17 protein-coding genes and 1 pseudogene are annotated in these 14,142 nt (G+C 36.7%); 1 reads left to right on the forward strand and 17 read right to left on the reverse strand.

From position 1 onward, the window contains the following. Positions 1-60: 60 nt before the first annotated feature. The 9 genes and pseudogenes from LZ575_RS22480 to tnpA all read right to left on the reverse strand — a co-directional run. Positions 61-564, reverse strand: coding sequence for an SDR family NAD(P)-dependent oxidoreductase (locus LZ575_RS22480; RefSeq protein ID WP_255702914.1), 504 nt, complete (start codon positions 562-564; stop codon positions 61-63). Then, positions 557-847 carry an SDR family NAD(P)-dependent oxidoreductase gene (locus LZ575_RS22485; protein ID WP_255702915.1) on the reverse strand — a complete coding sequence of 97 codons (291 nt, stop codon included), beginning with the start codon at positions 845-847 and terminating at the stop codon, positions 557-559. The genes LZ575_RS22480 and LZ575_RS22485 overlap by 8 nt, the downstream gene beginning before the upstream one ends. A gap of 9 nt (positions 848-856) precedes the next feature. Further along, entirely contained in the window at positions 857-1,660 is an 804-nt protein-coding gene (locus tag LZ575_RS09525) for a mandelate racemase/muconate lactonizing enzyme family protein (protein ID WP_235330430.1), read from the reverse strand. Between the two features lie 26 nt (positions 1,661-1,686). After that, a complete protein-coding gene (locus tag LZ575_RS09530) occupies positions 1,687-2,019 on the reverse strand; it encodes a hypothetical protein (RefSeq protein ID WP_235330431.1) in 333 nt (110 codons plus the stop codon). 16 nt (positions 2,020-2,035) lie between these two features. Further along, the gene (locus tag LZ575_RS09535) at positions 2,036-3,001 is read right to left on the reverse strand and encodes a hypothetical protein (RefSeq protein ID WP_235330432.1); all 966 of its coding nucleotides are present in this window, start codon (positions 2,999-3,001) and stop codon (positions 2,036-2,038) included. A 132-nt stretch (positions 3,002-3,133) separates the two neighbouring features. Beyond that, positions 3,134-4,972: a glycoside hydrolase family 2 protein gene (locus LZ575_RS09540; RefSeq protein ID WP_235330433.1), complete on the reverse strand. Its 1,839-nt coding sequence runs from the start codon at positions 4,970-4,972 to the stop codon at positions 3,134-3,136. Positions 4,973-4,999: 27 nt separating this feature from the next. Next, positions 5,000-5,551, reverse strand: coding sequence for an RraA family protein (locus LZ575_RS09545; protein ID WP_235330434.1), 552 nt, complete (start codon positions 5,549-5,551; stop codon positions 5,000-5,002). Then, positions 5,502-5,699 carry a hypothetical protein gene (locus tag LZ575_RS09550; protein WP_235330435.1) on the reverse strand — a complete coding sequence of 66 codons (198 nt, stop codon included), beginning with the start codon at positions 5,697-5,699 and terminating at the stop codon, positions 5,502-5,504. Before LZ575_RS09550 ends, LZ575_RS09545 begins: the two co-directional genes overlap by 50 nt. Before the next feature lie 727 nt (positions 5,700-6,426). After that, positions 6,427-6,708 (reverse strand): annotated as a pseudogene (gene tnpA, locus LZ575_RS09555) (IS200/IS605 family transposase); the annotation flags it as partial. Between the two features lie 43 nt (positions 6,709-6,751). Between tnpA and LZ575_RS24265 the strand changes: the two are divergent. Continuing rightward, positions 6,752-6,859, forward strand: a complete 108-nt coding sequence (locus LZ575_RS24265; protein ID WP_409187210.1) for a hypothetical protein — start codon at positions 6,752-6,754, stop codon at positions 6,857-6,859. A 691-nt stretch (positions 6,860-7,550) separates the two neighbouring features. Here the strand turns inward: LZ575_RS24265 and LZ575_RS09560 are convergent. From LZ575_RS09560 to LZ575_RS09595, 8 genes are all read right to left on the reverse strand, one after another. Continuing rightward, entirely contained in the window at positions 7,551-8,309 is a 759-nt protein-coding gene (locus tag LZ575_RS09560) for a sulfatase-like hydrolase/transferase (RefSeq protein ID WP_235330436.1), read from the reverse strand. 492 nt (positions 8,310-8,801) lie between these two features. Then, positions 8,802-9,185: a hypothetical protein gene (locus LZ575_RS09565; RefSeq protein ID WP_235330437.1), complete on the reverse strand. Its 384-nt coding sequence runs from the start codon at positions 9,183-9,185 to the stop codon at positions 8,802-8,804. Continuing rightward, complete coding sequence (locus LZ575_RS22490) at positions 9,185-10,624, reverse strand: alpha-N-acetylglucosaminidase TIM-barrel domain-containing protein (RefSeq protein WP_255702916.1); 1,440 nt, start codon at positions 10,622-10,624, stop codon at positions 9,185-9,187. Before LZ575_RS22490 ends, LZ575_RS09565 begins: the two co-directional genes overlap by 1 nt. Then, positions 10,617-11,384, reverse strand: coding sequence for an alpha-N-acetylglucosaminidase TIM-barrel domain-containing protein (locus LZ575_RS22495; RefSeq protein WP_255702917.1), 768 nt, complete (start codon positions 11,382-11,384; stop codon positions 10,617-10,619). Before LZ575_RS22495 ends, LZ575_RS22490 begins: the two co-directional genes overlap by 8 nt. Continuing rightward, positions 11,350-11,817 (reverse strand): hypothetical protein, encoded by a 468-nt coding sequence (locus LZ575_RS09580; RefSeq protein WP_235330438.1) that lies wholly within the window; start codon positions 11,815-11,817, stop codon positions 11,350-11,352. Before LZ575_RS09580 ends, LZ575_RS22495 begins: the two co-directional genes overlap by 35 nt. A gap of 384 nt (positions 11,818-12,201) precedes the next feature. Continuing rightward, complete coding sequence (locus tag LZ575_RS09585) at positions 12,202-12,930, reverse strand: phytanoyl-CoA dioxygenase family protein (protein WP_235330439.1); 729 nt, start codon at positions 12,928-12,930, stop codon at positions 12,202-12,204. Positions 12,931-13,099: 169 nt separating this feature from the next. Next, positions 13,100-13,327, reverse strand: a complete 228-nt coding sequence (locus LZ575_RS09590) for a hypothetical protein (RefSeq protein ID WP_235330440.1) — start codon at positions 13,325-13,327, stop codon at positions 13,100-13,102. 84 nt (positions 13,328-13,411) lie between these two features. Then, the gene (locus LZ575_RS09595; protein ID WP_235330441.1) at positions 13,412-13,987 is read right to left on the reverse strand and encodes an alkaline phosphatase family protein; all 576 of its coding nucleotides are present in this window, start codon (positions 13,985-13,987) and stop codon (positions 13,412-13,414) included. Positions 13,988-14,142: the final 155 nt, after the last annotated feature.

The following is a 14,142-nucleotide window of genomic DNA, read 5'->3' on the forward strand; positions in this document are numbered from 1 at the left end:
AAGCACATTTCTTTAAAAAATATTTATTCATGATAAACAATATGTTACTAGTAAAAATCTCTAATCTTGCATTAAAGCCGAACGCCCCCCGTCCATAAGGTAAACGGTTCCGCTTATGAAGCTGGCCGCATCAGTGGCCAAAAATGCGCATAAAGCTCCAACCTCATCAGGTGTACCTAGCCTTTTAACGGGATGCATTTCAATGGTACGACGGCGTTCTTCATCGGGGTTAATAAAACTTTCAAACCATTTCTGATTACCTTCGGTTTCAATAAAACCCGGGGCAATTCCCACCGTACGAATATTAGGCCCCCATTCTATTGCTAGTGACTGTATCAAACCTTTTAAGGCCGTTTTGGTTACATTATAGGGGAAACATCCTGGAATAGTAGCTTCACCATGATTAGAGGACATAATTAATATTACTCCTTTTTTACTTTTTTCCAACAGAGGTTTACAAAGTTTACTAAGTTGCCAATGTGATTTTAAATTCAAGTCTGCGTTAAAATCCCATTCCTCCTCTTCACAGAGTTCAGCTCCTTTAAAGACATTGACACTAAGCATTGGACACCAAAATATCTATACCTCCAAATTCTGTATAGGTATCCTTTACCAACCCCTTCAATTGTAAAAGATCAGTGACATCGCAACAGCTGTAAATACTAGATACACCTTCTTCATCTAGCATTTCCCTAAAAGCTAAAGCCTTAGAAGAATCTGGCTTAGAAGTCGCACAGCCTGATATGTTACAACCTGCCCTGGCCAGGATTTTTGCAATTCCAAAACCTATACCACTACTTACTCCTGTAATTAAAGCTGTTTTTCCCTTTAAATTAATACTAAGCATATTCTTTTATTAAATGTAGAATCCGTCTCTATGTTCTCTTATTCCTGGATGTTTTTCCATTTCTTCTTCAACCAAATCAACTCCTAATCCCGGTCTATCACTTAATAATAATTCACCTTTTTCAATATTTAACGGATGAGTAATAACCGAATCGCGCCACGGAGCATCTTTAAATATAAATTCCTGCTTAAAAAAATTAGGAATGGTAGCACAAACGTGTGCAGAAGCTAAGGTAGACAATGGACCATTAGGATTATGAGGGGCCATAAGAACATTGTAAGCTTCTGCCATACTAGCCATTCTCTTCATTTCTGAAGGACCTCCACAACGAGTAATGTCAGGCATAATAATGTCACAAATGTGTTTTTCTAAAATTGGCCTTATCCCATGCCTCGTATAATGTCTTTCTCCAACACATATAGAGACAGTAGAATCTATCCTATCTCTAAAAGCTTTCAGTGTATTAGAGTTTTCGGGGCCAGCAGGCTCTTCATACCAGGTAATATCTAAAGAAGCGAGCCTTTTTGCCATGGTTACAGCTACTTTAAAATTTAACATTGCATGCGTTTCAATCATAATATCCATCTCATCTCCCACTGCCTCTCGTACAGTTTTACTTACGTCAAATGCTTTGTTCTGTTGAAACTTCGTCAAAGATAAATTAGTATTTAAATCCTCCCCATAGAAGTAATTGGTATGTGCAAATGGATCAAATTTCAAACCTGTAAACCCGGCTTCTTTCACTTCTTTTGCCTGTCTTGCATAATCATCATTATTATGCTCCCCTTGAGTAAACCAATAATTAGCATACAATGAAATATTGGTTCTAAACGCTCCTCCTAACAATTGGTAAACCTAAGCACCCCAAGCGCTTTGCCTTTAAGGTCCAATAAAGCCATGTCAATTCCAGAAATTGCACACATGCTTGCCCCATAAGGTCCTACCCAATTGAGATCGCGATATAGTTTCGTCCAAATAAAATCTACTTTCATTGGATCTAAACCAATTATACGTCTTCCTACTTCTTTTGCAGCTGCCTCAACGATTTGGCTTCCTGGCCAATTTGTGGCTTCACCGACGCCTGTTATTCCTTCATCTGTATAAATTTTCAGGAATGTCCAATTATATTTAACACCCTCTACCAACCACACTTTTACATCTGTAATTTTCATTCTTTTTTCTTTTTAATTACTGCTGAATTATCAATGTTAACACTCCTTCAAGGACACTCTCATTATCCAGTTTTATTCTACCCGAACTGTGAGGGGTACCATAGAATGGCTCTGAACCATTATTTGTATAATCAGCAATTAACCAATGGGTAAATTCCTCCTGAAGCCAGGATCGAGAGGCTTGTTTCGTATTGGACATCACACTAACTTTGGTTTGCGAATCTTTGGATAGGGAAGCTTTTATTATATTTCTTTTTGTAGATCTAAAGTCATTGCTTCCTAATTCATTGGCATCGTCTTTCCATGAATGTTCAGGTTTCTTTCTCCAGGGTACCACACCCGTAGTTTGAGTAGCATTCATTACAGCCTTTCCTTCATTTCTTCCAATATGATCATCTGGATACAGACTAAAATCACCTTCCCTTTTCCAGGTTAATTGATCAAAAGACTTGGGAAGTACAATCCTTAAACCGTATTGATAAGGGGTTAATGTTTGAGAAATATCGCTAATTTTATATCGGGTTTCAAACCTACCATCCGAATAAAAAACATATGTCACCTTTCCCTTACCTTCTTTAAAAATAATATCAGTTGAAACAAAAAGGGAATCAGACTCCTTCACGATGTCAAAGTTTTTAGCATATTTTGCATACCATGGGAAGTTTTGTAAAGGCTGGATATTTCGCTGATACGTTTCCCCAGCAATATCATTTTTCCCTCCATCTTCTTTATTCATAGGAACAATTGTAAATTCTGGACCATTTTCCAAGATAGTTTCACCATTCTTTTTGACAGAGGAAATTAATCCGTTTATTTTTGATATTGTATAGGTAATTAGACCTTGATGAATAAGATAAGCATCTTTATTTTCTTCAACCAGAAGCTTTTTATCCGATTTTAAATCTAAATTTTTTGATTTTTCAAAATCTAACACACCTTGCTCAGCGATAAATCCAGCAGGATCATAAAAGGTCCATTTCACTCTCGCAGTATTTGATTTTACAGGAATTAAAATAATATCTTTTTCTCTGGGAGAAATATTTTTTTCAATCTAATTTCTTCTCCATCTACTTCCGCCAAAAGCTTTAAATCTTTGAGATTAGTAAAATCGTACCTAGTTTTCTACTTGTAATTGCAATTTCCCATTAACAACACCTTTGTTTTCTACCTTAATCGGAGAGTAAGCTTTTTTCATTCCATAATACTCTGGTTTAGGCCTTCTCCATCCATCTAAAGGACCCCATGGCCCGTAACCTACTATCTTACCATCAGGCAAATGGAAAGTATCATCAATACCACTCCAAATAGCACCACCTAAATTATTTTTATGGCTGTAAATACTATCATAAAAGTTTACTAATGGCACATTATACGCATCACGAACACCAGGATCTGTAAGTAACTCTCTCCTATTATAAGTAGACAAGTGAGCATATTCTCCAAAAAGCACTAGTCTAGACATAGTATCTGTAGCTTTTGGGCCATTTATTCCGGGGTAGTGATAATTTGCTATATCAGCTTTACTTCCAGCATTGTTGAATCCACCCCAAACTTGATCATGAAAGGAATTGGGTCTAGTTTCATCTAGTTGATCCACAACCGTTTTAACTTTTTCCCAAAGCGGACTCCACCTAGATTCATTAGCCAAAGACCAAATAATTACAGAAGGGTGATTTTTATAAGCCTGGATATTTTCTATGTTAGCCATCAAAAAATATGGTAAAAATCTTTCGTCCTTATAATCCCAATGCTCCCATATAGGAGATGCATGGTGTTCTATCCAGGTTAAAGCTGCTTCACTCTCCACAAATATCCCAAGAGAATCCGCTGCCTTCAAAAATTCTTCAGAAGGCGGGTAATGAGATGTACGAATATAATTGCAGTTTGCTTGCTTAAACAATTTTGCATCTAACTTAGCAACTTTAGGAGTAATTGATCTCCCGGTTAGTGGATGTACTATATGTCGGTTTACTCCGTGCAGTTTAATAGGAGTTCCATTCACTAATAATTGTCCTTTATTTACTTCAACCTCTCTAAAACCAACTTTTTGACTATTTAATTGTAAAACTTCCTCTCCTTTTAAAATTTCTGTTTTCAATGTGTAAAGGTAAGGTTGTTCCGGATTCCAATGCTTTGGTTTCCTAATCTGCATTCTTTGGATATTTGTAACATTTCCGTTAAACTCAATGGGTTTTTGCAAATTGACTTGTGTCCTTTTAATTTCTTTACCGTTTTTATCAATAAGTGAATATTGAAGACTGACATCAGATGGCCATTGCTCTTTCCCTTGATTTTCAACTTTGGATTTGATAATTAAATCTGCATTTCTATAGCGTTTATCAAATTTCGTTTCTACTTTAATATCAGAAATATTTATATCGGGAAGATTAAATAGTGTTACTTTTCTTAGAATTCCTCCAACAGTATGGGCCGCATATTGAGAAGTACAGGCCAAAATATCACTTATGGTATTGGCTTTCACTTCAACCATAATTTTATTATCTCCCGGCTTCAAGGCATCTGTAATTTCAAATTCAAAAGGAACAAATCCGCCCTCATGTTTACCAACTTCCTGGCCGTTAATTTTTACGGTCGCTTGAGAACTTACACCATCAAACCTAATAAAGGTTAAGTTTTCTTGCCATCCCTTGGGAATATCAAAACTTTTCACGTAATAGCCTGTTTCTCCCGGACTTACTTTGAAACCCTGCATCTCCCATTCGCCGGGTACAGAAATGGAACCCATCTTCTGATTCTGTACATTAAACTGCCATGTTCCATTTAAAGAAAAAACAGGAGTTGAAACATCCTTAACTTCCTCTGGTACTGGTGAAAGGCGAGGAATCTTAATGTCTACATTTTTCAGGATCTCATCCATATTTTGCTGGGCAAAACTTGCAAATACACCTATAAAAAAGAAAAAAACTATAAAAAAACGTTTAAAAATATACATTGTTTCAATTTAAATTAATTACAAAAATCACATTATCTGATACTTTCGCCATGCTTCTACAGCACCCATTCCTTGCTGTATGGCTTTCAATACTGCCTTCTCGCTTCTTGCTTTATCAAAGGCTCTTCTTAATACTTCATCTTCATGCTTTTTTGGGATCACACAAACTCCGTCTATATCCCCTACCACAATATCTCCTGGATTTATTCTTACTCCATTCATTTCTATAGGCACTCGAAAATCTATAACTTTACCCCGAGGCGCCTGATCTTGAGCATAATTACCATAAGAAAAAACAGGAAAATCCATATCCAGTAATCCTTTTGTATCCCTTGAATAACCATTTGCTACAGCTCCTGCAGCTCCTAAATACTTTGCACGGGTCATCATCAATTCTCCTACCAACGCATAATTGGGAGATGCGCCTGAACATATATATATTTCATTTTTCTTTAAATCATCCAAAGCCTCTAACATTAAACCAAAAGGTTTCTCCATTAAAGGATTCTTGCTACCAAAACTCAATTCCTCAAAAGTATCTGCTTCTAGAACGGTCATGGCTCTTCCAATAGTAAACATATCTTGCCTTAAAGGCTGAATTTCCGCTAAGCAGGAATTGATGAAACAAGCCCATCTTGTCCATGGCATCTCCTATAACCGCTGTGAACAATTCTTTTCGAGCTAACTTAAATAGCTCTTCATCGTCTTTCCAAAATATTCTATCCATATTATATATTTAGTTGTGCAAAATTATCTAGCTATCCATGATATAAAACGATATTTAAAACGGGGCAGATAAATTAAGAACCCGGGTAAACAAAAGTATACAGGATAAAAGCTTATCTGGTTCTTAAAATTAACAGTTAACTATCCTATATTTGCCCAAATTATATTTTGATCTAATAATTCGGGTAATATTTATAATAAATAAGAAGTGTAATTCTCTAGAAACCCAATAAATAAATTCTTAATTGTGCACAGGTGTTTACTTAACAGCTCCCAATGCAGAGCTGTCGAAGTATTTATTGGAAGAAAGTTTAAACATTGTAGTTGTACAGGACTTTTTCAATTTCTCAACTTAAACTTCCGATGTAGAAGATTCTAAGCATTCGTTTAATTAGAACTGGCTTTACTTAAGTATAGCATTAATATTTACCCTAAAACTGCTTGATGAGCATAATAGATATAATTTTCTTGAAAATTATAGTTAAATCCTGCCTGATTGGAAGTATTTTATTAAAAAAAACAATAGGTATAGCCGGACTTGACCTAAAACAAACCCACGCCGAAAATAGTCTTCTATTAGTGCCTTGAATAATCAAATCAACTATATAGTCCAAAAAAACAATCTCCAAAAGACACCTAAGGTGTCTTCTAGCTATCATTTTAATGAACCACTATGGACTGGAAGTCCATAGTTTCAGGCTGGTGACTTAAAGTCACCGCAATGATTATTACTCTATAATAAAATTTGTGCCTCCCCTATCCTCTGGTTTTCTATGGTGCTCCAAATACTCATTCACCATTTCATCTGTAATATTACCAGTACTCCAACATCCATAGCCGATAGCCCAAAAATACCTACCCCAATATTTCCTTTTTAATTCAGGAAATTCTTGTTGTAATTTCCTAGAACTTCTGCCCTTTAACTTTTTGATTAAATCGCTCAGGTTTACAGATGGACGATAATCTATATGCATATGCACGTGATCCTTGGAGATAACTCCCTTTAATATTAAATTAGGAAAAAATATACAATGGAATATAGATCATTTACAAATGGGTGTTGGAGGTGATACATCTTGGGGAAGGCTGGTACATAACCAATATATAATTCCTTCTCAACAATATTTCTACAGTTTTATTATAAAGCCTAATCTCCAATAATTCAATTAAGAAAATCGACAATAACAATATTATGAAAGCACTATCTCATGAAGTTTGTAAATAAAAAAATAACAGAGCACTGTCTCATAAAGTGTGTCAAGGGTCTGTGTCAATAGAAAAATAACAGGGGTCGCGACCCCTGTTATTTTTTTGCCTAATTTTAAATTTTACACAGTAAAAAATTAAGATTGCAACACACTTGGACAATGAATAAACTTCAAAAGAAGAATTGAATTATTCTTTATACTCTTACAATTCTCATAAGTGGTTCAAATGCCCCTGCCAGGTATTGGTATCTTTACCTAGATTGCTTTCTTCATCCTAACTTTTCTCAATATTATTTGTTATGATTCTCCATCCATTTAAAGAAGTTGAGATTCCACTCGTTCTTAAATTTTATTATCGGTTTGCTATTTTCAAATTCAATTGGAAGCCATACAAAACGACCATATATGGCATTCTGCGACCTCTAACGGTCTGCTATAAATAAAAAATCACATTCCTAATCGAGTGCTAGTAAAACACGGATATTCTGATTTTCAATGGTAGTATCCTTCTATTCTTTTGTGCCCCTTGCCTAGTTACCAAAGATTTCAAGGGGCCAAATATAACTTTTTATTTCGTGTAATGAATTGTATTCCAAATACTTGTCCAGGACTTTCTTCATATTCGTGAAGCTTTACGCATTTAATTAATTTGAAATCTTTTTCTTATAACGTTTATTTTGAGAAGGAGATTTATATAAAGCTTCTTTGTTTTGCATTAAACGTTTATGAATATGATAAGTAACACTTTCCCATTCTTCACCTTCTCGCCATAAGGGATCAATAAGTTCGGCTTCCCATCGGTGATAATTTTCGCTAATCTCTTTAAATTTAATTGAATCTTTACCTGAAAGATCTATGGTTTCGCTTAAATCACTTTCTAAATCATACAATACAGAACCAAAACCATTCAAGCTGATTAATTTGTAATTATTAAGTCTTGCAGCCGATTCGTCTAACTTTTTCCAGTATAATTCCTTATGCGGGTTACCTTGCTTTTGATTTTTTAAGTAAGGGAGAAGATTCTTTCCGTCCAGAATCATATCTGATTTGGATTCAATTTTGGCAGCGGCTAATGAAGTTTTAAAAATATCTAGTGATGAACTTAAACCATTAAAAGTTTGGTTTGCTTCAATTTCAGGTGGCCAACTGACTACAAATGGCACTCTATGTCCTCCTTCAAATTCATTTCCTTTCCAGCCTTTTAAAGGGCCAGAGGAAGAACTATTATTGTGAGCTCCTCCATTATCGCTCAAAAAATATATGAGTGTGTTATCTCTAATTCCGAATTCATCTAGCTTTCTAGTCAGTTTCCCTACATTCTCGTCCAGTGACCATGTCATTGCTGCTAGGATTTGTCTAGGATGGTTTTTGAATTTTTCAAGGTGTTCTTCTTTCGCTTCCAATCTTAGAACTAGAAAGGATTACGTTGAATTATCTCTTCAAGGTAACCTTTTAGGTATCCTTAATTTTGAACTATTTTGCAATTTTTCAACTTCAATTCTATAAAAATACAAGTATGTTATAAAACCTGGAAATTTATTTTAAAGGATTGGAATTTATGAAAAGTGTAAGCTTCCCTAAAAATGCCAGTTCTTTTATGTTCTCTCGTTGGTAACTTAACCGAACTGCTTGCTCCTTTAATTCAGGACTGTAATAGCGTTTTTTCATGTTTCTAAAATATTTGTTTTGTAAAAAACAGTCTTAAATTTTATGTCCGAGTAGAGGTAGCAACTCCATACCAGATAGCAAGTATCAGCTAGGTTGGACAGGACTTGAATTATAGGATTACCTCAAACCCTTGTCACAGAATGAATCTAAGCATCCAAAGCATTGCAAATCCCCGGAAAACATCCAGGGATTTAAGCCTTTTCTAATATGTCATTACGTTTATATCGTTAGTCTTTAAGAATTAAAACTACTCTTCCTTTAGCTTTTCTATCACTTTCATCACCATCGATTGTTACTTTTAGGGACGCACCATTATTTGCTCTAACACCATTGGGTAATTTGATGGGAAAGCTAACAGCTGCATTTTGGCTATCGATAAATTTGACCTCTGAGCTTTTAGTTATGGATTTACCATCTGCGATTAGCATTACATCCTTAATACTTACTTGCGAAGTGCCATTCGAATAAATGAATTTAATTTCCTCAATTTTTGGCAAATGAGCTCTTTTAATGGGCCATTCAATGGATTCATCCTTTGAAGACCAATCGCCTACAATGACATCATCTTCTTTTATCACAACTGGAGCAGGTCTTTCCATAGCTTGTGCCACTAAGCTCTTGGCTGACTCCAATGGATCGGCAAAGGGGTTATTTCACTCACTCCTTTAGCACTCACCCATGCGTCTTCAAAAGCTCTATTATCATAAGCTTGGTTTAATCGTAAACTTTTTAACTTGCCTGCCATCCGTTCTCGATAATAATCACGGATCAATCCTCCCCACATTCTAGCCGCATAATCATTAACTCCCAATTTTAATTTTGGTGGTCCCCATACGGTTAATATTCTTCTTGCATCCTCTTCATATTTATCCTGTTGTTTTACATCGCTACTGGCCGTCCTGGCAAAGTCAATCCAACGCTGTAGGTTTAAGGTGGGATGATTTTCCAATAATCTATCCGCATTAGTTAGCAACTGTAAAGCCCATTCCCCGGCCTTGTCTCGCGTTTTAAAATCCTTAATTTGATGGGCATTATAAGCATAACCAAACCAGTCTTCTGCCTTATGACACAAAAGTGTAGCCGCAAATTCTAGCGCATCAGCTCTATAAAGTTCAGAATCCTTCAGCTCATCCGAGCATGAAAGGAATTTCTCTATGGCTTGGAAAATGCGAGGGTCTTTATTGATAGTGCCTGTAGAAAAGGAGCCACCATTTCCTTGAAAACCAAAACGAGGATGGTCTGTCATGGTACCGTAACTGGTTTCTCTTAGCAACTGCCATGCTTGTGCCATTTCTGCTGGAGCTTCACCGTATCGTGCTTTGGAATAGCCTATATACCAATTATCCAATTCAATTTCTTCTGTAGTCCAGGCCATATCTGACACCAGCTCAAAGGTGACTTCATTATTTTCGATGCCTTCAGGTGCAAAACCAAATCCGGAATTACTCTTATTGTAAGGAGAGTTTAAAAGTTCTGCAGGATTGGTGGCATAATAGTTATGCACCCCCGTGTGACCCGTTTTCCCTCCACTGTTCAGCATAAAACCATAGATCCATGGTTTATTGTTATATCCTTCAAAAACCTCATAGTTATATCCGTTTTTATAGGCAATACCATTATACTCATAGGCATAATCGAGAATCATCAATTTATCATCCGGGATTTTACTGAAAAGTGCATTGGCAGTTTCCTTGTTCCAAATATTCCGTTGATAGGTGAACATCCACCCCTGCACCACCCAAACGGCGTCTGGGTTTCCAGATTTAATGGATTCATAGATAGCACTTCCATATTCCGCCAAAAGTTCCGTAATCGGTTCATCGGTTTTTGGAAGGTCCATTTCATTAAAACTGTCGGCAAGATAATATTTACCCTTTCCAAATTCTTTTTCCCATTCTTCTATAAAAAGTTTCCCTATCTTTTGAAACAACGGAGTTTTTGGTTTTATTATAGCACCTTGATATTCTTCAGGAAAGCCTCCCCAACTTACCAGTAACAGCTCGCTATCTGGAAAAATTCTACTAATATCCTTGGGTACAAAGCTAAGCAAAGGCGGGTAGGATAGGCTTCATGTTAAGCTCTTTCAACCTATTCAAAATTTTATGCTGCAATGCTACCTGCCCATCATGCCATTCTTTCGTTAGTAGATCTCCTCCCAGATTATTTACATTCCCCATACGCTGCCAGGGAAGCAAGGAAGGCGCGGTATAGAACTTGTTAATTTCTTCTTGTGACAACCCCAACTTCTTCCATACACGTGTGGCAATGGCTTCACTAGCAACCAAAGCAAGAGGAAAGTTCATACCACGTAAGGCCATCCAATCAATCTCTTTTTCCCACCGTTCCCAGTCCCAGTAGGGTGTTGAATAACCGAATGCACAAACATTTAGATAATATCTGTTCTCGTATGGAGAGCTAGCCTTTAAGGTTGCATCTGGCAACTCTGCTGGAATATTAATATTTTTTCCCGACCAAGTGACCATAGAGTTTGTAACGTTTTTAAGATAGTCATAAGCGCCTCTGGTCATTGCGGTTGTAGAACTCCCCCTAACTACTACCTTATTGTTTTTCACCTCAATTTCATACGTATCCAAAGAGTTATTATTTATATATTTAAACGTAAATTTAGAAGCCTCTTCAGGGCCCAAAGTTCTTTTAAGGACGTTGTGAGCCGCCAATTCTTCCGAACTTTCATGTTCATCCCCATTACAAGAACAAACTATAAGTAGAAGTAAAATAATAGGTAATCTGATTAACATAGCTTTTGTATTTATTTTAAATAATATGTTTTTGATTTTTATTGCTGCCAATAATTTCTTTTCTGATGAATTGATTTACCTCCCATTGATTTCCCATCGGCTTGTGGGTATTGGGTATGTAAGGCATATAGGGGTATGGGCCGTACTCCGGGGTAATGGTTATATAGGAACGATTATTTTTCATAGCATTTGCTATCATCAATAGCCACCATTCATTAAATATTTCCAGCTCTTTGTGATAATTTATATCACGAGGATCTATCACCTGTGGACTTTGTGGAGCCCCCACACGTGCGTGTATATGATAGGTATGTGCAATAGCTTTTTCTACAGCATAGGATTGATTTTCCAACATAGATTCGGCAACACAACACCAATGTGAAAAATCGGATGTAAGTTTTAGAAAAGAGTATTCCTCTAAATAAGGCAAACAGGCATGAGCTGCAAATGAGTCGGGAGCGATGGGTTTCGTGGGTAATTTCAACTCCTGTTTCTACTTCGATATCATGCGCCAACTCCAATAACTTAGAATTTTGAGTAACACTATAGAAGTCCATCCCCGTATGTGAATTTATGAACAAGGGACTGGCTTCGGCCAAGTTATACAAATGCCTTTTATAAGACTCCGCATGCTTGTTAAAATCGACTTCCTTGGTTTCCCAATGTTGGCCCACAAATTCCAATTCGAAATCGGACAGCATAGCGCAGATTCCACTTTTTTCTTTACCATCTAAGGGTAGATCAATCTCAACCCCATGATAGCCCGCCTCCTTTATCTTTTTTAAAAAAATTGGCCATGGTAACTCAGCACTTCCCCATCTGGGGTAAATAAATTTTAACTCCATCTATTTATACTTAATTAAAGTGCTTATGCTCTTTGCTTCCTTTCTCCGGTATGGTCCACTCCCTGCTCCCTTTCTAGGTCGATCATTTTTTGAGGTCTAAAATTTAATATTAATGCCCGTCTTTGGGAATCAGTACTATTACCTTTACTAAAATGAAGTGTATGTCCGTCATGAAAAGTACAACCTCCAGGGAATAAAGAAATACTTTCTGCATTTTCGGTTTCCGTTTCACAATAAAGCGCTCCTCCATTGGGTAGATTCTTATGTGGAAGAATATTACTCCCTTTATCTTTTGGTATAAACCACATGCAACCATTTTCCTCGTACACCTCATCCAATGCGATCCAGCAGCTGGCGGACCTTTTGTCGGGCATAGCTATCCAATAAGCTGCATCTTGGTGCCAAGGTGTTTCTGCATCAGTGTGGGGAGCCTTATTTATCATCATATCAAAATCCAGTTCCATATCGTCCCCCAGCAGATCCTTTGCCCACTGTAGGGCTACTTTGTGAGCCTTGTGTTTTAGAAGCTCAGGAAATATAGTGCTCGGCCTCATAATTTGAGTTATTCGTTCCACCTTTCCAGATTGGGAATCATCACCTCCGGCAAGGTCACTGCGCAAATGTTTGGTCTTATCCTTCTCGGCAAGTAATTCATCATAAATTGTCCGCAAGCTATCAACCTCATAAGAGGAGATCAAAGCATCTATTTTAATATACCCATCTTTTATAGATTCTGATCGTATGTTTCTCATAATCAAGATTCTTTAAGTTTTTTTTTAAAATAATTAATCTTTTAAGATTTATTCACAATTTTCCTTATTTTAATACATTTCACCACTTACACACCGTGCACACTACATTAGACGTGTACGACATTCCCAATCAAACGACAAACGTATACTTTATGTAATTTCATTAAATCTATTTAAATCCGGAAACTTCACCATCTAGTTGCCACTTTTCCTTAATATCGATCTCCAAATGCTTTAAGGCAGTAACAGCGACATCTACCACGTTCACTTGTTTTAATAACTCCCCTGGGGTTACATCCCTTCCGGAGGCTATATAGAAAATAGTGGTATGCTCCAGTGTATCCTTTACATGGCCTTTTCCGCACCTCCGTGATCCGTAGAAACCAAAATAAGCCAATTTTCCTTTTCAAAATCCTTTCGCTTTTTCAAGGCCCTTAGTATTTTCCCGACCTTCTTATCGGTTTTCTCAATGGCTCCTATGTTATTTTCTTATTTTCCAAGATATAGCCATATTTATGACGCAAGCATGATCTACATTGTCAAAATGTAGAAAGAGAACATCTACATCAATATTTTTCAAGGTCCTAACTACCTCTTTTGTAACACCTGCATCCGTATTTCTGTTTACGGTTTCTACTGCATCGTTTTCTTGTAGAATAGTATGTACAGACCTCCAGTTGGCAATGGAGTACGTTTGTAAATTGGGTCTTTGTTCTCTTACCCTTCTAAAAAAGTATGGGTATTCCTCGACATTCGGATTCTTATACGAGTTGGAATAAACCTTATGTTTTTCTTTCCAAACTCCAGTCAGCATTGAGGTCCAACACACCCCGCTCCAACTTAAAGGATCTGTCTTGGCCTTAAAGGAATAGGCCCCATTTTGCCAAAGTCCTTCAAGGTTTGGGGTATATGCTGTTAAGAGGGCATCTGGACGGATACCATCAATCCCAATGATCAGCACTTTACTCTGAGCTTTAAGATTTAAATGCCCGATTAATAAAACTGCGCACAATACTCCTATTCGAAACATATTGGTTCTTCTAAAACGTTCTTTCATTTCTATATTACTTTATATTTTCATCATTTTAATTTAATTTCTCAGAACACCACTTACCTACCCTAATGGCACATAAATAAGGGATATACCATAACATTTGAGCAATATTGGATGGGACACCTCTCTAGATTTATACTTTTAATTAGAAAAGCCCA

Source organism: Antarcticibacterium sp. 1MA-6-2 (assembly GCF_021535135.1).
Lineage (GTDB): Bacteria > Bacteroidota > Bacteroidia > Flavobacteriales > Flavobacteriaceae > Gillisia.

Excerpts from the sequence above, each read along its gene's own strand:
- LZ575_RS09595 (WP_235330441.1), bottom strand. The coding sequence starts at position 13,987 with ATGAAAGAACGTTTTAGAAGAACCAATATGTTTCGAATAGGAGTATTG.
- LZ575_RS09545 (WP_235330434.1), bottom strand. The coding sequence starts at position 5,551 with ATGTTTACTATTGGAAGAGCCATGACCGTTCTAGAAGCAGATACTTTT.
- LZ575_RS22480 (WP_255702914.1), bottom strand. The coding sequence starts at position 564 with ATGCTTAGTGTCAATGTCTTTAAAGGAGCTGAACTCTGTGAAGAGGAG.
- LZ575_RS09550 (WP_235330435.1), bottom strand. The coding sequence starts at position 5,699 with ATGGATAGAATATTTTGGAAAGACGATGAAGAGCTATTTAAGTTAGCT.
- LZ575_RS22485 (WP_255702915.1), bottom strand. The coding sequence starts at position 847 with ATGCTTAGTATTAATTTAAAGGGAAAAACAGCTTTAATTACAGGAGTA.
- LZ575_RS09585 (WP_235330439.1), bottom strand. The coding sequence starts at position 12,930 with ATGAGAAACATACGATCAGAATCTATAAAAGATGGGTATATTAAAATA.
- LZ575_RS24265 (WP_409187210.1), top strand. The coding sequence starts at position 6,752 with ATGGGTGTTGGAGGTGATACATCTTGGGGAAGGCTGGTACATAACCAA.
- LZ575_RS09540 (WP_235330433.1), bottom strand. The coding sequence starts at position 4,972 with ATGTATATTTTTAAACGTTTTTTTATAGTTTTTTTCTTTTTTATAGGT.
- LZ575_RS09530 (WP_235330431.1), bottom strand. The coding sequence starts at position 2,019 with ATGAAAATTACAGATGTAAAAGTGTGGTTGGTAGAGGGTGTTAAATAT.